Here is an 18,646-nt window from a genome sequence, read left to right as displayed (position 1 = left end):
TCGTAACTTATCACCAATCCCGAAGCAAATCCGAACATCGGGCCCGCCTGTGCCGCCCGTCACAGCCATGGGCCTGGAGAATGGGCCCATGCACCCCTGGCCCCTTCTGTGACCGCCCCGCGCCTGATGGTGGTCGAGGACGACGACACGATCCGTGAAACCATCGCCGAAGCCCTGGAGCTGGAGGGTTTCGAGGTCGCCGCCTGCGCCAATGGCCGTCAGGCCCTCGATCAGATCCAGAGCCACGGCGAGGCCCGCCGCTTTGATCTGATCGTGCTCGACCTGATGCTCCCTGGCCTGGGGGGACTGGAACTCTGCCGCCAGCTGCGCCAACACAACGACCGCACCCCGATCCTGGTGGTCAGTGCCCGGGACAGCGAGACCGACCGGGTGCTGGGTCTGGAGGTGGGGGCCGATGACTACCTGATCAAGCCCTTCGGTATCCGCGAGTGCGTCGCCCGTTGCCGTGCCCTGCTGCGCCGTTCCCAGGCCGAGGCCGGCACCGGGGCCGAGCCTTCGCCGCAGCGGGTGCTCGAGCATGGGGCGATTCGCCTGTTCCCGGACGAATGCCGGGTCACCCGCGATGGGCTGGCGCTCAACCTCTCCCCCAAGGAGTACCGGCTGCTGGAGCTGTTCATGCAGCACCCGCGCCAGGTCTGGAGCCGCGACAAGCTGCTGGAGCGCATCTGGGGGATCGATTTCATGGGTGACAGCAAGACCGTGGACGTGCACATCCGCTGGCTGCGCGAAAAGCTTGAGGTCAACCCCTCCGCCCCTCGCCACATCCTCACGGTGCGTGGCTTCGGCTACCGCTTCGACATCGGTGGCTGAACCTCTGACCCTGGCCGTCGGCCTGGGACTGGGATGGCTCCTGGCCAAGGTGCTGCCGTGGCGCCGCCGCGGGCCCCAGCCTGGGGGCCATGGGCCCCGGACCCTGCCCCCTTCCCAGGTGCTCGATTGGATCGATGCCGCTCCCCAGGGCTGGCTGGTGCTCGATCCCCACAGCACCATCCAGTACGTCAACCCCCGCGCCCTGCGGCTGCTGCGGCAGTCCAGCGACCGCCTGCGCCGCGGCGAGGCCCTCGGGGAGGCGATCGAGACGCCGGCCCTGCTGAACGTGGTGCTTGATGCCCGGCGCCTGGGGCGGCCCCAGCGGATCGGCTGGATGGAGGGCAGCGAACCCCTGGAGGCCCATGCCCTGCCCGGTCAGGATGGCTGGGTGGGGTTGTTGGTGCAGAGCCGCCGTTCGCTGGAGGCGCAGTTGGAGCAGCAGGAGCGCTGGGTCAGCGATGTGGCCCATGAACTGCGCACGCCCCTCACGGCCCTGATGCTCGTGGGCGACAGCCTGGCCGGCCAGCTGGAGGGCCGCAATGCCGTGCTGGTGCAACGGTTGCAGCGGGAGCTGGATCGCTTGCAGCTGCTGGTCAATGACCTGCTGGAGCTCTCACGTCTGGAGAACACCCTGCATCGGGAAGGGGGCGATACACGCTTCTCGACCTGCGCGCTCTGGTGACGGAGGCCTGGTCCAGCCTCGTTCCCCTGGCGGAACAGCGGGGCATCACCCTCGCGCTGAGCGCCCCAGCGGAGGCCCCCTTGCGGGGGATTCCTCCCGGCTGCACCGGGCCCTGCTCAATCTGTTCGACAACGCCCTTCGCCACAGCCCCGACGGCACCCGCGTGGAGGTGGGTGTGGAGATCAGTGGCAACTGGTGGCTGCTGAGCGTGCGCGACCACGGCGCCGGCCTGAGCGAGGAAGATCAGCGGCGCATGTTCGAGCGCTTCTACCGGGGCGACCCCTCCCGGGAGCGCAGCCAGCGGGGCGGCAGCGGCCTCGGGCTGGCGATCGTCCAGCAGATCGCCGTCACCCATGGGGGCAGGGTTCTCGGCCGCAACCACCCCGAGGGGGTGCTGTGATGGACCTGTTGCTCCCCCGCGGCGGCTGAGCCATGGCCGAAGACCCTCCCCTGCCCCAACGACTGCAGAAGCTGCTGGCCGGAGCGGGACTGTGCTCCCGCCGTCAGGCCGAGGCCCTGCTGGTTCAGGGTCGGGTGCGGGTCAACGGCCGGGTGGCCCAGCTGGGGGATCGGGCCGATCCCCTCCGCGACCGGGTGGAGCTCGATGGCCGTCCGGTGGCGGCCAGGGCCCCTGCGTTCACGGTGCTGTTGAACAAACCCCGGGGGTGGTCAGCAGCTGCTTCGATCCGGAGGGCCGCACCACGGTGCTTGATCTGCTGCCGCCCGAGCTCGCCCGGGGCACGGGCCTGCATCCGGTGGGGCGCCTGGACGGGGAGAGCCGGGGGGCGATGGTGCTCAGCACCGATGGGGAGCTCACCCTGCGGCTCACCCACCCCCGCTACGGACACCGCAGGACCTACCGGGTGTGGGTGGAGGGCCAGCCAGAGCCGGAGACCCTCGAGCGCTGGCGCCAGGGGGTGCCCCTGGACGGTGAGCCGAGCCGGCCGGTGGGGGTGAGCGTGGGCGAGCGGCAGCCAAGGCGCACCCTGCTGGAGCTGGAGATGCGGGAGGGCCGCAACCGTCAGATCCGCCGCACGGCCGAGGTTCTCGGCCACCGGGTGCTCGACCTGAGCCGCATCGCCATCGGTCCGATCAGCCTCGGGGCCCTGCCGGAGGGGCGCTGGCGTCGGGTCGACCCGGAAGAATGGGGGATCTGGATCGCCTGGGCTGAGTCGACCCCCTGATCGTCCTCCTCTGATCGCCGTCTCCTGAGCACCATGCCCCGGCCCACGCCGAACTCACCCCTGCCCCGGATCCTGCGGCGCTGGTTCGGCCGCGATCGCCCCCAGGGCTCAGGTGCCTCGGTCATCAGCGAAGACCCCCTGCTTCAGGCCGGCCGTCTCCTGCGCCAGCGGCGGGAGGAGCGGGGGCTGAATCTGCGCCAGCTGGCCCTGGAGACCCGCATCAGCACGCCGGTGCTGGAGGCGATCGAGCGCGGCTGGCGGGACCGGCTGCCGGAATCCACCTACCTGCGCACGATGCTGCCGCTGATCGAGCAGCACCTGGAGCTGCCCAACGGCAGCCTGCAGGTGGCCCTGCCCCCTGCCCAGGACGAGGAGGGGCCACGGCGCAGCCGCACGATGTTGCTGGGTCGCTTCCACCCCCGGCTCGATCGATGTCTTCACCACCTGGCAGGGCACCTTGCTCTATGGGGTGATCACCCTCGCGCTGATCTATGGCCTCAACCTGCAGCAGCGGCAGCTGGCGACGGCCCAGATGCTCAGCCTGCGCTCCATTCCCCCTTACCCCCGGGCGAACAGGTCCGCAGCGGCGACCCAGGCAGCTTGCTGCTCCAGATCCAGCCCGGCCTGCGGCCCCTGGCCCTGGCGGATCGAGGGATGGGACGCGTCGCCCTGCAACGGCTGCAGACCCCCGGGGCGCCCCGGCCGGGGTGCTGCGGCTGCAGCTGGCGCAGCCCAGCCAGGTGGTGCTCAGCAGTGCCTCGGGCGAGCGCAGTCAGCTCAGCGGCGCCAGCGGTGAGCTGGTGCTGCAGCTGCAGCCGCCCCTGGAGCTGGAGCTGAGCCCAGCCCCCACGGGCCCGGCGGTGTTCTGGGATGGCCAGCCCCTGGCCCCGATGCCGAAGCAGCCCGGCCGCTACCGCTATCCCCTGCCAGCTCCCGTGCGCCCCGAGGCAGGTTCCGTGCGCCCCGAGGCGGTGGCGAATCCTTCCAGCCCCTGAAGCGGACCCTCCAGCTCCCCGATCGGCTGGGTCAGCCGCCACTGCCAGTTGCCCGTGGTCGTGCCCGGGGTGTTGAAGCGCGCCCCATCGTCCAGCAGCAGCAGGTCCTGGAGCGGCACGATCGCCAGATCGGCGGAGGAGGCCAGGGCCAGTTGCAACAACTGCCAGCCCGGGGCCTGCATCGCCTCCCCCAGCACGGTTTCCACCTGGTGGCGCTGGCCGCCATCGAGTTGCTCCCACCAGCCCAGGCAGGTGGCGTTGTCGTGGGTGCCGGTGTAGACGACCCAGTTGCTGCCCTGGTAGTTGGCGGGCAGGTAGGGGTTGTCCGGGTTGCCGTCGAAGGCGAACTGCAGGATTTTCATCCCCGGCAGGGCGAAGCGATCCCGCAGCGCTTCCACCGCTGGGGTGATCACGCCGAGGTCTTCGGCGATCAGGGGCACGCGGCCCCCTGGCGCCGGCGCAGTCGCTCCAGCAGGGCCTGGCCTGGAGATGGTTTCCAGTGGCCGCCCTCAGCGGTGCTGTCCGTGCCCGGCACGCTCCAGTAGGCCTCCAGGGCGCGGAAGTGGTCGAGCCGTAGCCCGTCCACCAGCTCCAGCTGACGCTCCAGCCGCCGCATCCACCATTGAAAACGGCTGAGGCGATGCCAGCGCCAGCGGTAGACGGGCGTGCCCCAGAGCTGGCCGGTGGCGGAGAAGTAATCGGGAGGAACGCCGCTCTGCTCGCTCAGCTGGCCATCGGATCGCACCGAGAACAGCCGGCGGTGGCTCCAGACATCGGCGCTGTCGTGGGCGACGTAGAAGGGCAGATCGCCGATGATCTCGACGCCATGGCCCTGGGCATGGCGGTGGAGTTGTTGCCATTGCCGGTCCAGCTGCCACTGCACCAGGGCCTCCTGCAGCAACGCCTGCCGCTGCTGCCGATCGAAGTGGGCCAGGGCCCAGGGGCGGCGCCGCGCCAGGGAGGCCGGCCAGGTCCACCAGGGTGCCTGGCCATGCAGGCGGCGCAGCACCATGAAGCGCCCGTGGTCGATCAGCCAGTGGGCCTGCGCGCGCCGCCAGTGCTCGAACTCCGCCTGGCGCTCGGCTGCCTGGGTGGGCCAGTGCTCCAGGAGCTGCTCCGCCAGGGCTTCCGCCCGGCGGGGGCCCCCTCCAGATCCAGGCGCTCCGTCTCCGCCGCCGGCAGCCGGGTGGGGCCATCGGCGGCGATGAAACCCTCGCTGGCCAGGAGTTCCCCGTCCAGCAGCCAGGGATTGAGGGCGAAGCCGCTGGGGGAGCTGTAGGGGGAGCCGGTGCCATCGGTGGGGGCCAGGGGCAGCAGCTGCCAGACCGCCACCCGGTGGGCCGCCAGCAACTCCACCCAGCGGTGGGCCTGGGCCCCGAGGGTTCCGCAACCGGGGGTGTGGGGCAGGGCGGTGGGGTGGAGCAGCACGCCGCAGCGGCGTCCCCCAGAGGGTTGGGTGGCGCTGCTCACAGGCTGGGCAGGCGGTAACGGGCCACGATTGCCTTGGCAAAGCCAGGAATGTGATCCTCGGCTTTCTCGGGATGGTGCCGGCGCACCCAGAGGGCGTTGCGCGTGAAGTGGGAATCGATCGAGAAGCGGCCGTATTCCAGCCCCTGGGGACCCACCCGTTGGACGATGAAACCCACCAGCTCCGCCAGCCAGCGGGGAAGTTTGATCGCCTTGTCATAGGCGTCGATGCCCTGCTGCACCGCGGCGCGGCGATCCCCACGGCTGCTCACCGGGGCCAGATCCAGTTCCGTTTCCACCAGATCCAGCAGCTCCTGACCGCGGGGGTTGCGCACCGTCAGCCACTGGCGGCCGAAGCTGGCGCCCATGTACCCCACCACCAGATCGGCGCCGCCGTTGACGTAGTCGAAACAGCTCAGGCAGCTGGGGGCGAAGACGTTTTTGAGCTTGGGGGTGTCGAGGCCGAAGAAGGGCACGGTTTCTTCGCGGCCATCGCTGTGGCGGAAATGGATGCGGAAGTCCTGCATGAACTCGTAGTGCACCACCGTGGCCGGCGAATCGCTGGCGCTCTCCAGGAAGGTCTGCAGCCCGGCGCGGCTGACGTTGTCGACGCAGGGCAGCCCGAGCACATAGAGCTGCTCCAGGGGGAGGGTGTCCTGGACGGCCCGCAGGGCCTGCACCTGGCAGCCGACGCCGATGGCCAACAGCCGCCTGATGCCACTGCCGGGGAGCTGCTCGAGCACCTCCAGATTGGGCGAGAGGGTGGGCTTGTTGACCCGGGCGGCCAGCACCTGCTCGGGGGTGCGGGCCAGCACCGGCAGGGGGGTGAAGCGGTCGTCGGGGCTCTGCTGCACGCACAGCACCGCATCCACCAGGCCGGTTTCCAGGGCGCGCACGCCGATGCGCGAGACGATGCCGCTCCACTGGGCTCCCTCGATCGCTGGCCGCAACCGTGCCGTCACCATGCGCTGGCTGACGCCGAAATAGAGCTCGTCTTCGTTGGCCAGGTCCCGGCTGCGGCCGTGGGCCGCCGTTTCCATCGCCTCGAAGCGCTGGTTCAAAAAGGCGCAGGCCCGGCGCACATAGGCCACCCAGCGGCTGTCGCAGAGCCCGCACTGGCTGCAGAGGTCCTTGGCGGGGTAGGTGCTGCCCTTGGCCAGGGGACGAGCTCGTTCGTGGGGGCCGGGGACCGGGGGGCTGAGGTCAAGGAAGTTCTGGCGGCGGGCGCCTCCGCGCGCCTCAACTTATCGGCCGGCCCTACGAAACTGACAGGCCGGAGCCGGCCCGGGCCGGTGCATCAAAGTGGGGGCATCGTCCCGTGATCCAGACCCCATGGTCCCCAGAGGGGAATCCCCATCGGCCCCGGGGGGCGCTCACCCTCTGGCGGGACGCCGCAGCGGGGCAAGATCGCCCGCCCCAAGGGGCCCCACCGCCCCTGGCGCCTGGCGGGCCAGCTGCTGGTGGGGGTGGCCGGTCTGGTGATCGGCGGGGGCGTGCTGGGGCTGGTCTGGCCCCCGGCCGATCCGGCCGCCCTGGATCAGGCCCGTGATTCGGCGGCCCTCTCTCCGCTCCCCGATCGGCCGATCACGGTGCTGGTGATCGGCACCGACGCCGATCGCCTCGGGGCGACGACCAACGGCGCCGCCCCCCGGGCACTCCCAACAGCGATGCCCTGTTCCTGGTGCGGGTGGATCCCAAGGGCCCGGTGCAGGTGCTGGTGCTGCCCACCGAGCTGGCGGTGAAGCTGCCGGGGCAGCAGCAGTCCCTGCCCCTGGGGGCCGTCTACCGCCGGGGGTGTGGCCCTCACCGCCGATGTGGCCGCCGAGTTGGTGGGACTTGGCAAGGGCCAGCCCGACCGTTATCTGCTCCTCAGCCGCGGGGGCCTGCGCCAGCTGGTGGATGCCCTGGGCAGCCTGGAGCTCAGTCCTGACCGGCTGATGCGCTACGAGGACAAGGCACAGAAGTACACGATCGATCTGCAGGCGGGGCTGCAACAGCTCAATGGAGTCCAGGTGGAGCAGTTGGTTCGTTTCCGCGAGCCTGCCGGCGGCGAGGCCGCCAGGCGCACCCGCCAGCAGCAGGTGATCAGCGGCCTCCAGCAGCAGCTGGCCCAACCCACCCACCTCGCGCGGCTGCCCGATCTGGTGCGGCAGCTGCGCAGCGGGGTCGAAACCAACCTCAGCGAAGCCGAGGTGCTCTCACTGCTGGCGGCCACCCTGGGCCAGAGCAAGCCGATCCGCTTCGCCAGCCTGCCCCTGGAGCCCCCGGCGGAACCCGCCCAGGCCCTGCGTCAGCTCAAGCGGGAGGCCACGCTGCCGCTCTGGCCCTCCCCTTGATCCAGGGTCTGCCAACGCAGCAGCAGGACCCGGGCGAGCCCGGCGGTGGCAGCGTCATCGGGATCCAGCGCTGGATCGTGCCCCTGGGGGTTCACCCAGCCCAGCCATGGCAGACCCTCGGCGCGGCGCCTGTCCGCCCTCCACGGTCCGCCCCATTGGATCAGGCCCACCAGGGGCACCCCGGCGCGCTCCAGAAGGGCGGTGGTGGCCGCCGCCAGACCCCGTCGGTGCTGCTGCCGGCCACCAGCAGGGCGGTGGGCTGGCGGAAGGCCCCGAGCAGGTCCGCCCAGCGGCCCGCCGGCCCCAGCCATGCCCCTGGATCGCCGGGCAGGGGCGCCAGCCAGGGACCCGCCTGGGCCTGGAGCGCCGCCAGCTGAGTGGGTGGGTCGCCGCCGCCGCCGAAGCGCCGCCAGGTCAGGCCCACCCGAGCCGCCAGTTCCGCGGCGACCGCTTCGGCCAGGGGCGGCGCCAGGGAGCCAGCCGCCGCTTCCTGATCGACTCGGGCAGCGCCGACCACGTCCGTCAGCACCAGGCGCAGGGATGAAGGCAGCAGCGGTGGCGTTGGCAAAACGGTCATCGAACGATCTTCTCCTGGGCCGAATGGCTTCTACCATCAACTTTCAGCCCAAGCGCTCACGCCCGCCGTGACCAGTTTTTTGACCGCTGCACGGGTGGAACACGAGAGCGCACCCCACGACACCCGCCGTCTGCGGCTGTTCAGTGGCACCTCCAATCCCGCCCTGGCGCGGGAGATTGCCAATTATCTCGGTGTGCCCGATGGCCCGCGGGTGATCAAGCGCTTCGCCGACGGGGAGCTCTACCTGCAGATCCAGGAGTCGATTCGGGGCTGCGATGTGTTCCTGATCCAGCCCACCTGCGCGCCGGTGAACGATCACCTGATGGAGCTGCTGATCATGGTGGACGCCTGCCGCCGCGCCTCCGCCCGCCAGATCACTGCTGTGGTGCCCTACTACGGCTACGCCCGCGCCGACCGCAAGACCGCCGGCCGCGAATCGATCACGGCCAAGCTGGTGGCCAACCTGCTGGTCAAATCCGGCGTCGATCGGGTGCTGGCGATGGACCTGCACTCCTCCCAGATCCAGGGGTACTTCGACATCCCCTGCGATCACATCTACGGCTCACCGGTGCTCGTGGATTACCTGGCCGGCCGCAACCTCGGGGAGGTGGTGGTGGTCTCCCCGGATGTGGGCGGGGTGGCCCGGGCCCGGGCCTTCGCCAAGAAGATGAACGACGCCCCCCTGGCGATCATCGACAAGCGCCGCTCCGGTCACAACGTCGCGGAAAGCCTCACCGTGATCGGTGATGTGGCCGGCAAGACCGCCGTGCTGATCGACGACATGATCGACACCGGCGGCACCATCTGCCAGGGGGCCAGGCTGTTGCGGCAGCGGGGTGCCCAGCGGGTGCTGGCCTGCGCCACCCATCCGGTGTTCTCACCGCCGGCGAGTGAGTTGCTCTCGGAGCCCGGGCTGTTCGAGGAGGTGATCGTCACCAACAGCATTCCCCTGGAGCCCGACCGGCGCTTCCCCCAACTGCAAGTGCTCTCGGTGGCGAACATGCTGGGGGAGGCGATCTGGCGCATCCACGAGGAGAGCTCGGTCAGCTCGATGTTCCGATGAGCTCGTTTCGATGAATCCAGGCCCATGGGCAGGATCAGGGGCCTCCCTGTTTCTGCCGCTGCATCGCTGCCCTTGACGAGCCCCTTTCCCTTGCGCGTGCGCCTGAAACGGGCCCTGCCCACGGCCCTGGGCGGTCTGCTGGTGTCGGTCCTGCAGACCGTCGGTCTGGGGCCGCCCGCCTTAGCCGCCAGCCAGAGCGTGGGGGTCTGGCTCACCAACAGCCCAAGCCCCCTCTACTACGACGGCAACCGCATCGACCGGGCCGTGAATGAGCTGGCGGCGGCAGGGTTCACCACCCTCTACCCCAACGTCTGGAGCCGCGGCGCCACCTTCCATCGCAGCCGTTGGGCGCCGATGGAGCCGGCCCTGAAACAGAGCGCCCCAAACCTCGATCCGATCTGTCGCCTCACCCGCGCCGCCCATCGCCGGGGCCTGAAGGTGATCCCCTGGTTCGAGTACGGCCTGATGGAGCCGGCTGACGCCGACGTGGTGATCCAGCACCCGGAGTGGGTGCTGCAGCGCAGCGACGGCACCACCACCTACGCCATGCACGGCGCCAACATGCGCAGCTCGCCCATGAAGGATCTGCGGGTCTGGCTCAATCCCGCCCATCCCGGCGTGCGCCAGCGGTTCATCGGCCTGATCAGTGAGATCGTGCGCCGTTGCGGGGTGGATGCGATTCAGCTCGATGACCACTTCGCCTGGCCGGTGGAGCTGGGCTACGACCCCTTCACCCGAGCGTTGTACGAGAAAGACACCGGCCGCCAGCCACCTGAGGACTTCACCAACCGCGACTGGATGACCTGGCGCCGCCACCAGCTCACGAACCTGTTGCGGGAGCTGCGCAGCGAACTCAAGGACCGCCAGGGCGGCGCCGGCATCAGCCTCTCGCCCGGACCCTTCCGTTTTGCCTACAACCAGTGGCTCCAGGACTGGGAGATCTGGTCGCTGGGGGGGCTGATCGATGAGCTGGTGGTGCAGAACTACGCCTACTCGGTGAAGGGATTCCTCAAGGACCTCGACCAGCCTGCGCTGGTCAAGGCACGCCAGTGGGGGATTCCCGTGGAGATCGGTCTGCTGGCCGGTTTTGGCGGCCGCACCACCCCGATGCCCGTGCTGGCGGAGAAGGTGCGGCTCTCGGCCCAGCGGGGCCATGGGGTGATTTATTTCTATTGGGAGGGGCTCTGGGGCCAGTACGCCGGTCCCGAGGGGGCCCGGCGCGCCAGGAAGCCTTCCGACAGCTCCACGGCAACCTGTTCCCTGATCCCTATCCCAACCGGAGCAATCTCAGGCCGGCGAAACGCTGAGCCTGAGCCCCAGGTCTCAGTTCAGCGTTGGGGCTCCGTGCCGAGGCACTGCTCCACCACCTCGCGGGTGTTGGTGGACAGGCGTTCGTCCGCCAGTTGCTCGAGGGCGGCCCGCTGGGCGGCGCCGCGCGCCGCCCCATAGCTCTGCCAGCGGCTGAACACCTTGGCCAGGCGCGAGGCGGTGATCGGGTTGCGCCGGTCGAGTTCGGCGATGCGCGCCGCCATGAAGCGGTAGCCGCTGCCATCGGCGGCATGGAACACCGGCGGGTTGCCCGCCAGGCCCCCCAGCACCGCCCGCACGGAGTTCGGGGCGGCCGGATCGAAGCGGGGATGCTCCAGCAGCCGTTGCACCCGCTCCAGGCCGTCGGCGAGCGGGGCCGAGGCCTCCAGCGCGAACCAGGCATCGAGGATCACGGGCTTGTCCTGCCAGCGCGCATAGAAGGCCGCCAGGGCTTGCTCGCGGGCCGGGTGCTCCAGGGGCTGCAGGGCGCGCAGGCCGGCGCGGGCCAGGGTCATCGAGGGGCCCTCCACGGCGGCCGCGGCGGCGGCGATCGCCGCCCCTTCACCGGCGGCGGCCCGCCAGGCCCAGATGGTGGCGGTCAGCATCCGATCGCCAACACCCTGGGGCCAGGGGAGGTCCCATTGGGGCGTGCAACGGGGGAGGGCCTCCAGGAGTGGTTCCGCCAGTTCGCTGCCGAAACGGCGCTCCAGGGCGAGCTGGGCGGCGAACAGGGCCGGCGGATCCGGCTCGGCGGCCTCAGCTTCCAGTTCCGCCAGTCCGGGCAGGTCCAGCAGCACACTGCGGTTGGCCTCCGAGAGCAGGCCATCGCGGAGGATGCGCTCGAAACCGGCCACCAGACCCTCTTCCAGGGGTTCATTCGGGCCGCCGGCGGCCCGTTCGATCAGGGCCCGCCGCAACAGGGTCTGACCGGCGTCCCAGCGGGCCACCGGTTCGCTGTCGTGGGCCAGCAGGTGCAGCAGTTCCTCGCTGGAGCGCTCGACCTCCAGCCGCACCGGCGTGGAGAAGCGCCGCAGCAGGGAGAGGGCGGGTGGATGGGGCTGGTGCTCCAAGCCCGTGAGCACGAACCGCTGCTCGGCCTGGTCCACCACCAGCAGCCGGCTGAGTTGTCCCCAGCGGGGCGGGAGGCTGCGGGCCGCGGCCTCCAGCTCGCTTTCCCCTCCAGGCGCACAGGCACGGCCTCGCCGCCCTGGTCCACCAGCCCCAGGGCCAGGGGCAGCACCAGGGGCTGCTTGTGGGGCTGCCCGGGGGTGGGGGGTGTGCTGGCGGGCCGTCAGGGTGAGGGTGCCGCCAGCGGCGTCCCAGTGGCGCTCCAGCTGCAGCACCGGGGTGCCCGCCTGATTGTACCAGCGGCGGAACTGGGCAAAGTCGAACTCCGCTGAGCTGGTGGCCGCGCTGGAGGTGGCTTCGAGGGCCGCATCCTCCATGGCCTGCACGAAGTCTTCGCAGGTGGCGGCGGTGCCGTCGTAGCGCTCGACGTAGAGATCGATGCCGCGGTGGAAGGTGCTTCCCCCAGCAATGTGTGCAGCATGCGGATCAGTTCGGATCCTTTTTCGTAGATCGTGGTGGTGTAGAAGTTGTCGATCGCCTGGTAATGATCCGGCTGCACCGGGTGTGCTGTGGGGCCGGCATCTTCGCGGAACTGCCTGTTGCGCAGCATCGACACATCCTCGATCCGCTTGAGCGCATCGGCGTGCAGATCAGCGGTGAAGCACTGGTCACGAAACACCGTCAGGCCCTCCTTGAGCGAGAGCTGAAACCAGTCGCGGCAGGTGATGCGGTTGCCGGTCCAGTTGTGGAAGTACTCGTGGGCGATCACGCTCTCGATCCGCTCCAGTTCGCCATCGGTGGCCGTGGCGGCATCGGCCAGCACCAACTTGGAGTTGAAGATGTTGAGGCTCTTGTTCTCCATCGCGCCCATGTTGAAGTGGCGCACGGCAACGATGTTGTACTGATCGAGGTCGTATTCGAGTCCGTAGACCCGCTCATCCCAGGCCATCGAGCGCTTGAGGGAGTCCATGGCGTGGGCGGTGAAGGGGCATCGCCCGGCTCCACGTGCAAGCGCAGGCGCACCGCACGGCCGCTGGCGGTGATGAACGTGCTTTCCACTTCCTCCAGCTGACCCGCCACCAGGGCGAACAGGTAGGAGGGCTTGGGGAAGGGGTCGTCCCAGAGCGCGAAGTGACGTGGGGCCCCGCTGAGCGGATCGGGGGGCAGCGCTCCGCTCTCCAGTTGGTTGCCGTTGGAGAGCAGCACCGGGCAGCTCTCCCGTTCGGCCTCGATCCGCACCTGGAAGCGGCTGAGCAGATCAGGCCGGTCGGGGTGGAAGGTGATGCGCCGGAAGCCCTCGGCTTCGCACTGGGTGGTGACCATGCCGCCGCTCACGTAGAGCCCTTCGAGGGTGGTGTTGGTCTCCGGGTGGCTGCGCACCAGGGAGCGCAGCAGGAACGGTTGACTGGGGGGCTCAAGGATCGTCAGACCTTCGCCATCGAGCCGGTACGCCCCCTCATCCAGGGCCACCCCGTCGATGGAAAGCTCCAGCAGCTCCAGTTCGATGCCCTGCATCAGCAGCGGTGCGCTGTTCAGGGGGTGATCCGCAGCTGCGCCTCCACCAGGGTGTGATCGGGGAAGATCCGCACGATCAGGTCGGTGCGCTCGATGCGGATCGGGGCCGGACGGTAATCGGCGAGCCGCACGGTGGTCATGGAAAGGGGGAGCAGCGGTGCTTCGATCCTGCCGCTCCGCTCCCCTGCCGCTTCACCAGAGGGTGGGACCCTTGCCGATGGCGGCGTTGCAGCCCACCTGGGTGCCGAGCAGGGCGCCCAGGGGCACCGCCCAGGAGCGGCCGTCCTGACGGGAGGCGGCATAGCCGACGCCACCGCCCACCAGGCCACCCACCAGCCGGCCGATCTGGCAGGTTTTCTGCTGCTGTTGGGCATCGGCCTGCGTCAGCGGAGCGTTGCCGTCGAGCTGAGCGGCATACCCCTGTTGCCCGTAGGTGGGCTGGATGTAGTCCTGGCGGTAGGGCTGCCGGTAGGCCTGCCGGTAAGGCTGGGCGTAACCGGGCTCGTCGTAGCCAGGCTCGTAGTTGACCTGGTAGGTGGGTCGGTAGACCTGCCGGTAGGTCTTGGTGCGCACGGGTACCCCGTAGCTCTGGCGAACGACCGGCGCCGGCCGGTAGCTGGGCTGGCCGTAATTGCGTGAGCCGTCATCGCGATATTCCACCGTCGTCACGGTGCGTTCGATGATCACCGGCTGGCTCTGGGCCAGGGCGGCGACAGGGCCGAGCAGGGCCGCAGTGGCGAGGCCGCAGGCCAGCAGGACAGGGCTGTTGGAACGCCAGGCCGGGCGGCTGGAGCGCTGAAGGTCATTCATGGGATCGGAGGCGATGGGACATCCCAGGTGTGAGGGATGAGCCAAGCAAAGCCCTGAGATCTGACCCAATCACAACTGGCACATGTGCCAGTTGTGGCCAGATGCGACTGGCCCTGCCCTGCAGGGCATCTGGGCCCTCCTGAACCCTATTTCGCGGCTGGAGCCGGAGCGGGTTTGCCGCCGGATTGCTGCTTGATCAAGCCTCTTACATTCTTGACAACATCAGCCGGCACATTATCCGGACAGATCTCAACGGCGTCGATCACTGCGGAGTTGCTCGAGCCCTTGCGGAGTTCATCGCGCGCTAGGGGCTTTGGGCCCATTTGAACGATCATGCCACCGTGCTGACCCTGGAGAACTAAAGAAATAGTCTCTCCAGCAATCGCCACGGCCCTGTCGAATTCGATCCCGGCCGCTCTCATGACGCAGATGTTAAGGGCTGCGAGACGTGTGTAAAGCCTAAAGTCGGCATCGGTTGCTGGGTCTGCGAGGGCCGGCGTGGGCAGCAGCAGCGGGGCCAGCAGCAACGTACCGGACCAGCGTAAGAAGGTGGGCATGCTAGATGGATTCTAGAAGCCGACACTCTGATCTACGGGTTCCCTTCTGTCTGTGTCTATGGGCATGTTTTCGCTTCAACGCGTCCACTTGGAGCGTTGAAGGTTGCTCATGGGATCGGAGGGCGGATGGACATCCCCGGCGGGGGGATTCACCTAGACAACCCTACCGATCTGACTCAACAGCAACTGGCACATGTGACAGTTGCTGTCAGATGCGACTGGCCCATGACCAGCTCCCGAACGATCCCCGCAGAGGCGCTGCGGGGGAGCCGTTTCAGCCCGGTGGGCTACTTGGCTGGGGCGGGTGCGGCGCCGGGCGCCTTGCCACCGGACTGCTGTTTGATCACGTCCTGAACCTTTTTGACGACATCCGCAGGGACCTCCTTCGGGCAGATCTCCACGGCGCCGATCACGGAGGAGTTATTGGAGCCCTGGCGCAGCTTTTCGATGGACAGGGGGTTGGCTCCCACCTGCTGGATCAGGCCACCGTGCTGGCCCATCAGCACCTGGGCGATGGTTTCACCGGCAATCGCCACGGCCTTGTCGAATTCGACCCCAGCTGCCCGGGCGATGCAGACGTTGATGGCGGCCAGACGGCTGTAGAGCGTCATGTCGGTGTCGGTGGCCGGGGCCGCCAGGGCCGGGGTGGGCAGCAGGGCCAGGGGCAGCAGCAGCAGCGGGGCCAGCAGCAACGGGCTGGACCAGCGGAGGAAGGTGCGCAAGCTCGACGAAGGCGAGGAGGCCCCATGGTGAATCACAGGGGTCCCGGCTGTCGGTGCCCTGGGAGGCCTGTTTTCGCTTCAACCTGTCCCTTGGAGCGCCCTGCGCGCGGCCCCCGAATCGCGCCCGCACCGGCCCGCCTCGGCCACTGGCGTGGAGGGGGTCCTTCCTTGACGAAGGGCCTGTCGGCCCCGTAGTTTCCCTGCATCGGAGCGCACACCCACGGGGTGCGGTTCGTGGCCTCGCCCCCATCGTCTAGAGGCCTAGGACACCTCCCTTTCACGGAGGCGACAGGGGTTCGAATCCCCTTGGGGGTATTCAATCCGAGCTCAGTGTTTGTTCTCACGAATACTGAAAAATCGCCCTTTGAGAAATGCTCGTTGCGCTTGATCGCAAATCGAGCAGCAATCGAAGCGCCCATTCGTTACCCGCTTCAGGGTCAACGACCCCATGGGTTTCAAGCTGTCCGTAACGCTGCCATCGCTTCCAAGGTTGTTGTGCTTGGAGTCGATGCCATCACCGACGGAGCGGCGGTTGGCCTGGAGCTCAGCTTGTGGCCCGGCGCAGGGCCTCCTGTTGCACGGCCCGGAGGTTGGCGGCCAGGTCTTCCCGCAGTTGTTTTTCGATCATCCCAATTGGCATTCCCGGTCGCCCCTGCACGGTCAACTCGTAGTACAGGCGGGTGGCGCTCGTGTCGCGATCGATCCGCCAGATGCCCTCAAACCGCCTGAAATCTCCGCAGCTCATCCGGAAACACAGACATCCGTTGCTCTCCTGCTCGGTGAGCTCCAGCTCCACCCGGGCACTGAAACGAAGGCCGCAGAACTGCTGGGACCCCACCTGCTCCAGGCCCACCACCGCACCCTTGCGCCATAGCAGGCGGCTGGAGGCCAGGTTGGGGATGAAGCCACTGAGGTTGTTGTAGTCGGTGAGCACCGACCAGAGCAGCTCGGGTTCGAGGCTCAGCCGTAACAGGACCGCCAGCCGACGCGTGCCATTGGGCAGACGCTCCATCTCTTGCTGGATCGTGTCCAGGGCGCAGATTTCGCTGCCGATGTCCCGCAGGGTCGTGGTGGCGATTGGATTGACATCGCTCTTGAACAGAGCCGGAAGCTGCGCCAAGTGGTGTTCAGCGGGGCGGGCGAGTCCAGGCCGCCAACCTAGCCTTGCCAGGACGAATTGAGGGACTTTGGGCCCCGGATCTGACCGGGAGAGGTGTTCCCTATGATCACCCGCAAGCTTTCCGGGGCCTCGTATCCATGCGCGTTTCGACCGCCACCACCAGCCGGGACGACTCCCGCATGTTCACTGTGGTGGTCAGGGGTTACGGCGCCGGCAGCCAGCGCCAGGCCGAACGCACCATCAACGTTCCCTTCAGCCGGTTGCAGGTGCTGGTCCAGTCCATCGCCCAGCTCGGTGGCCAGATCCTGTCGGTGAATGCCACCGACGGGCCCTCGACCGAGCGCTCCACCCCTGACGGCGCCACTACCACCGCCACTGCCGCAGACCCTGCCTCCTCGAACCCTGCCCCCTCGACACCTCCTTCCGTGAGTACGACCCCCGCCCACGAAGCCGTTCCCGTCAACCTTTACAAGCCCAAGGATCCCTACGTGGGCACGGTGCTGGAGAACTACTCCCTGCTGGCCGAGGGGGCGATCGGGCGCGTGAACCACATCACCTTCGACCTGTCCGAGGGCAACCTCCATTACGTGGAAGGCCAGAGCATCGGCATTATTCCCGATGGTGAGGATGCCAAGGGCAAGCCCCACAAGCTGCGCCTCTATTCGATCGCCAGCACCCGCCACGGCGACAACCTTGAGGAGAAGACCGTTTCGCTCTGCGTGCGCCAGCTGCAGTACGACAAGGAGGGCGAAACCATCCTCGGCGTCTGCTCCACCTTCCTCTGCGACATCGAGCCGGGCGCCAAGGTGAAGATCACCGGGCCCGTGGGCAAGGAGATGCTCCTTCCCGCCGATGAAGACGCCAACGTGATCATGCTGGCCACGGGTACCGGCATCGCCCCGATGCGGGCTTACCTCCGCCGCATGTTCGACCCGGGGGAGCGCTCCAAGAACCCCGGCTATCAGTTCCGTGGCAAGGCCTGGCTGATCATGGGGGTTCCCAAGACGCCGAACCTTCTCTACGAAGACGACCTGCAGAGCTACCTGGCCGCCTTCCCCGACAACTTCCGCTACACCAAGGCCATCAGCCGCGAAGAGCAGAACCCCAACGGCGGTCGCATGTACATCCAGGATCGGGTGGCCGAATACGGCGAAGAGATCTTTGCCTGGATCGAAGATCCCAAAACCCACGTCTACATGTGTGGCCTGCGGGGCATGGAGCCCGGCATCGACGAGGCGATGACCAAGGCAGCCGAGTCCAAGGGTCTGAACTGGGCCGAGTTGCGCCCCCAGCTCAAGAAGGCCGAGCGCTGGCACGTCGAGACCTACTGACCTCCAGCTCCAGCCCGCCTTCGGCGGGCTTTTTGATGCCCGCTACGGCGCCGCTGGGGGGTCTGATGCTCCCCCTGGATCGGCGCCTTCTCCGCTCGTGCCGTTTGGCGGATTCCACACAAACCATGCCCCCAGACCCCCGCGGCAGGGTCAAGCCGCTTTTCGTGGTTAAACCAGGGGCACCGCTTTCAGCGATCCCGCGCCCATGACTGTCAGCCACACCAATCCCCTGCGGGTCGGCCTGCGCCAGGAGCGGGTGATCGCGCCCCAGTGTCTGGTGATTTTCGGCGCCAGTGGTGATCTCACCCACCGCAAGCTCATCCCTGCCCTGTTTGAGTTGTTCCGCCAGCGGCGGTTGCCCACCGAGTTCGCCGTGCTCGGCTGTGCCCGGCGGCCCTGGAGCGACGAGGAGTTCCGCCGCCGCATGACCGAGGCCCTCGCCGGCGAGATCCGGCAGCACCAGAGCGCCTGGGCCCAGTTCGAAAGCTGCCTGTTCTATGAGCCCGTCGACCTGGAGCAGCCCGCCGATGTGGTCCGCCTCGGCACCCGCCTGGAGCTGATCGACCGCCAGCGGGCTACGCGCGGCAACCGCACTTTTACCTCTCGGTGTCGCCGGCGTTCTACGGCAGCGGCTGCCGCTCCCTGGCGGCCGCCGGTCTGCTCAAGGACCCCAGCCGCAGCCGGGTGGTGATCGAAAAACCGTTCGGCCGCGACTACGGCAGTGCCCAGTCACTGAACCGGGTGGCGCAGGCCGCCGGCCAGGAGAACCAGATCTTCCGCATCGACCACTACCTGGGCAAGGAAACGGTCCAGAACATCCTGGTGCTGAGGTTTGCCAACGCGATCTTCGAGCCGATCTGGAACCGCAACTACATCGCCAATGTGCAGATCACCGCTGCCGAGACGGTGGGGGTGGAGGATCGGGCCGGGTACTACGAGTCGTCTGGTGCCCTGCGGGACATGGTGCAGAACCACCTCACCCAGATGCTCGCCCTGACCACCATGGAGGCCCCGGGCCGCTTTGATCCCGAGGCGATCCGCAACGAGAAGGCCAAGGTGCTGCAGGCGGCCCGGCTGGCG

At 68.4% G+C, this 18,646-nt stretch carries 20 protein-coding genes, 1 tRNA gene and 5 pseudogenes; 12 read left to right on the top strand and 14 right to left on the bottom strand.

Annotation, left to right across the window (positions count from 1 at the left end; all coding sequences use genetic code 11):
* The first annotated feature begins 126 nt into the window (after window positions 1-126).
* From AAF143_RS09790 to AAF143_RS09770, 5 genes and pseudogenes are all read left to right on the top strand, one after another.
* Window positions 127-831 carry a response regulator transcription factor gene (locus tag AAF143_RS09790; RefSeq protein ID WP_255007722.1) on the top strand — a complete coding sequence of 235 codons (705 nt, stop codon included), beginning with the start codon at window positions 127-129 and terminating at the stop codon, window positions 829-831.
* Complete coding sequence (locus AAF143_RS09785; protein WP_414026943.1) at window positions 824-1,513, top strand: PAS domain-containing sensor histidine kinase; 690 nt, start codon at window positions 824-826, stop codon at window positions 1,511-1,513. The genes AAF143_RS09790 and AAF143_RS09785 overlap by 8 nt, the downstream gene beginning before the upstream one ends.
* Window positions 1,428-1,913 carry a sensor histidine kinase gene (locus tag AAF143_RS09780; RefSeq protein WP_414026942.1) on the top strand — a complete coding sequence of 162 codons (486 nt, stop codon included), beginning with the start codon at window positions 1,428-1,430 and terminating at the stop codon, window positions 1,911-1,913. Before AAF143_RS09785 ends, AAF143_RS09780 begins: the two co-directional genes overlap by 86 nt.
* A 32-nt stretch (window positions 1,914-1,945) precedes the next feature.
* A pseudogene (locus tag AAF143_RS09775) lies at window positions 1,946-2,697 on the top strand (pseudouridine synthase).
* 33 nt (window positions 2,698-2,730) lie between these two features.
* Window positions 2,731-3,534 (top strand): helix-turn-helix domain-containing protein, encoded by an 804-nt coding sequence (locus tag AAF143_RS09770; protein WP_414026941.1) that lies wholly within the window; start codon window positions 2,731-2,733, stop codon window positions 3,532-3,534.
* Between the two features lie 79 nt (window positions 3,535-3,613).
* On the opposite strand, the gene AAF143_RS09765 is transcribed toward AAF143_RS09770, so the two are convergent.
* From AAF143_RS09765 to AAF143_RS09750, 4 genes are read right to left on the bottom strand one after another with little or no spacing between them, the layout of a single operon-like run.
* On the bottom strand, window positions 3,614-4,132 hold the full coding sequence (locus AAF143_RS09765) for a 4-alpha-glucanotransferase (RefSeq protein ID WP_414026940.1): 519 nt from the start codon (window positions 4,130-4,132) through the stop codon (window positions 3,614-3,616).
* The gene (locus tag AAF143_RS09760) at window positions 4,123-4,800 is read right to left on the bottom strand and encodes a 4-alpha-glucanotransferase (RefSeq protein WP_414027047.1); all 678 of its coding nucleotides are present in this window, start codon (window positions 4,798-4,800) and stop codon (window positions 4,123-4,125) included. The genes AAF143_RS09765 and AAF143_RS09760 overlap by 10 nt, the downstream gene beginning before the upstream one ends.
* Window positions 4,722-5,162 (bottom strand): 4-alpha-glucanotransferase, encoded by a 441-nt coding sequence (locus AAF143_RS09755; protein WP_414026939.1) that lies wholly within the window; start codon window positions 5,160-5,162, stop codon window positions 4,722-4,724. Before AAF143_RS09755 ends, AAF143_RS09760 begins: the two co-directional genes overlap by 79 nt.
* The gene (locus tag AAF143_RS09750; RefSeq protein WP_414026938.1) at window positions 5,159-6,250 is read right to left on the bottom strand and encodes a Coenzyme F420 hydrogenase/dehydrogenase, beta subunit C-terminal domain; all 1,092 of its coding nucleotides are present in this window, start codon (window positions 6,248-6,250) and stop codon (window positions 5,159-5,161) included. Before AAF143_RS09750 ends, AAF143_RS09755 begins: the two co-directional genes overlap by 4 nt.
* Before the next feature lie 375 nt (window positions 6,251-6,625).
* On the opposite strand from AAF143_RS09750, the gene AAF143_RS09745 reads away from it, so the two are divergent.
* Both AAF143_RS09745 and AAF143_RS09740 read left to right on the top strand, forming a co-directional pair.
* Window positions 6,626-6,901 (top strand): hypothetical protein, encoded by a 276-nt coding sequence (locus AAF143_RS09745; RefSeq protein ID WP_414026937.1) that lies wholly within the window; start codon window positions 6,626-6,628, stop codon window positions 6,899-6,901.
* A 54-nt stretch (window positions 6,902-6,955) separates the two neighbouring features.
* Entirely contained in the window at window positions 6,956-7,495 is a 540-nt protein-coding gene (locus tag AAF143_RS09740; RefSeq protein WP_414026936.1) for an LCP family protein, read from the top strand.
* On the opposite strand, the gene AAF143_RS09735 is transcribed toward AAF143_RS09740, so the two are convergent.
* Together AAF143_RS09735 and AAF143_RS09730 are read right to left on the bottom strand one after the other, a co-directional pair.
* Window positions 7,450-7,674, bottom strand: coding sequence for a hypothetical protein (locus tag AAF143_RS09735; RefSeq protein ID WP_414026935.1), 225 nt, complete (start codon window positions 7,672-7,674; stop codon window positions 7,450-7,452). The genes AAF143_RS09740 and AAF143_RS09735 overlap by 46 nt on opposite strands.
* A complete protein-coding gene (locus AAF143_RS09730; RefSeq protein ID WP_414026934.1) occupies window positions 7,656-8,072 on the bottom strand; it encodes a hypothetical protein in 417 nt (138 codons plus the stop codon). Before AAF143_RS09730 ends, AAF143_RS09735 begins: the two co-directional genes overlap by 19 nt.
* A gap of 67 nt (window positions 8,073-8,139) precedes the next feature.
* Here AAF143_RS09730 and AAF143_RS09725 point away from each other — a divergent pair, with 67 nt between their 5' ends.
* Together AAF143_RS09725 and AAF143_RS09720 are read left to right on the top strand one after the other, a co-directional pair.
* A complete protein-coding gene (locus tag AAF143_RS09725) occupies window positions 8,140-9,135 on the top strand; it encodes a ribose-phosphate pyrophosphokinase (protein ID WP_254938011.1) in 996 nt (331 codons plus the stop codon).
* Window positions 9,136-9,159: 24 nt separating this feature from the next.
* Window positions 9,160-10,442: pseudogene (locus AAF143_RS09720) on the top strand (glycoside hydrolase family 10 protein).
* Window positions 10,443-10,463: 21 nt separating this feature from the next.
* On the opposite strand, the gene AAF143_RS09715 reads toward AAF143_RS09720, so the two are convergent.
* From AAF143_RS09715 to AAF143_RS09685, 7 genes and pseudogenes are all read right to left on the bottom strand, one after another.
* The gene (locus AAF143_RS09715) at window positions 10,464-11,888 is read right to left on the bottom strand and encodes a DUF3458 domain-containing protein (RefSeq protein ID WP_414026933.1); all 1,425 of its coding nucleotides are present in this window, start codon (window positions 11,886-11,888) and stop codon (window positions 10,464-10,466) included.
* Window positions 11,889-12,025: 137 nt separating this feature from the next.
* Window positions 12,026-12,460: pseudogene (locus AAF143_RS09710) on the bottom strand (M1 family aminopeptidase); the annotation flags it as partial.
* Window positions 12,461-12,660: 200 nt separating this feature from the next.
* Window positions 12,661-12,834 (bottom strand): annotated as a pseudogene (locus AAF143_RS09705) (hypothetical protein); the annotation flags it as partial.
* 209 nt (window positions 12,835-13,043) lie between these two features.
* Window positions 13,044-13,166: a hypothetical protein gene (locus AAF143_RS09700; protein WP_414026932.1), complete on the bottom strand. Its 123-nt coding sequence runs from the start codon at window positions 13,164-13,166 to the stop codon at window positions 13,044-13,046.
* A 52-nt stretch (window positions 13,167-13,218) separates the two neighbouring features.
* Entirely contained in the window at window positions 13,219-13,836 is a 618-nt protein-coding gene (locus tag AAF143_RS09695; RefSeq protein WP_255007208.1) for a hypothetical protein, read from the bottom strand.
* A 146-nt stretch (window positions 13,837-13,982) separates the two neighbouring features.
* Window positions 13,983-14,363 (bottom strand): cAMP phosphodiesterase, encoded by a 381-nt coding sequence (locus AAF143_RS09690; RefSeq protein WP_255007209.1) that lies wholly within the window; start codon window positions 14,361-14,363, stop codon window positions 13,983-13,985.
* A gap of 317 nt (window positions 14,364-14,680) precedes the next feature.
* Entirely contained in the window at window positions 14,681-15,115 is a 435-nt protein-coding gene (locus AAF143_RS09685) for a cAMP phosphodiesterase (protein WP_255007210.1), read from the bottom strand.
* Window positions 15,116-15,357: 242 nt separating this feature from the next.
* Between AAF143_RS09685 and AAF143_RS09680 the strand changes: the two genes are divergently transcribed.
* Window positions 15,358-15,430, top strand: a tRNA-Glu gene (locus tag AAF143_RS09680).
* A 229-nt stretch (window positions 15,431-15,659) separates the two neighbouring features.
* On the opposite strand, the gene AAF143_RS09675 is transcribed toward AAF143_RS09680, so the two are convergent.
* On the bottom strand, window positions 15,660-16,235 hold the full coding sequence (locus AAF143_RS09675; protein WP_409995614.1) for an SRPBCC family protein: 576 nt from the start codon (window positions 16,233-16,235) through the stop codon (window positions 15,660-15,662).
* 137 nt (window positions 16,236-16,372) lie between these two features.
* On the opposite strand from AAF143_RS09675, the gene petH reads away from it, so the two are divergent.
* Both petH and AAF143_RS09665 read left to right on the top strand, forming a co-directional pair.
* Window positions 16,373-17,566, top strand: coding sequence for a ferredoxin--NADP reductase (petH, locus tag AAF143_RS09670; RefSeq protein WP_255007211.1), 1,194 nt, complete (start codon window positions 16,373-16,375; stop codon window positions 17,564-17,566).
* A 205-nt stretch (window positions 17,567-17,771) separates the two neighbouring features.
* A pseudogene (locus AAF143_RS09665) lies at window positions 17,772-18,646 on the top strand (glucose-6-phosphate dehydrogenase); the annotation flags it as partial.

The sequence above is a fragment of the Cyanobium sp. ATX-6F1 genome (genome assembly GCF_047395825.1).
Taxonomy (GTDB): Bacteria; Cyanobacteriota; Cyanobacteriia; order PCC-6307; family Cyanobiaceae; genus ATX-6F1.
The sequence above is the reverse complement of the archived record's forward strand: the minus strand, read 5'-3'. Positions and strand labels throughout refer to the sequence as shown.

Coding starts and splice junctions, on each gene's coding strand:
- AAF143_RS09790 (WP_255007722.1), top strand. CDS start 127: ATGGTGGTCGAGGACGACGACACGATCCGTGAAACCATCGCCGAAGCC.
- petH (WP_255007211.1), top strand. CDS start 16,373: ATGCGCGTTTCGACCGCCACCACCAGCCGGGACGACTCCCGCATGTTC.
- AAF143_RS09695 (WP_255007208.1), bottom strand. CDS start 13,836: ATGAATGACCTTCAGCGCTCCAGCCGCCCGGCCTGGCGTTCCAACAGC.
- AAF143_RS09770 (WP_414026941.1), top strand. CDS start 2,731: ATGCCCCGGCCCACGCCGAACTCACCCCTGCCCCGGATCCTGCGGCGC.
- AAF143_RS09715 (WP_414026933.1), bottom strand. CDS start 11,888: ATGGAGGATGCGGCCCTCGAAGCCACCTCCAGCGCGGCCACCAGCTCA.
- AAF143_RS09730 (WP_414026934.1), bottom strand. CDS start 8,072: ATGACCGTTTTGCCAACGCCACCGCTGCTGCCTTCATCCCTGCGCCTG.
- AAF143_RS09780 (WP_414026942.1), top strand. CDS start 1,428: ATGACCTGCTGGAGCTCTCACGTCTGGAGAACACCCTGCATCGGGAAG.
- AAF143_RS09700 (WP_414026932.1), bottom strand. CDS start 13,166: ATGACCACCGTGCGGCTCGCCGATTACCGTCCGGCCCCGATCCGCATC.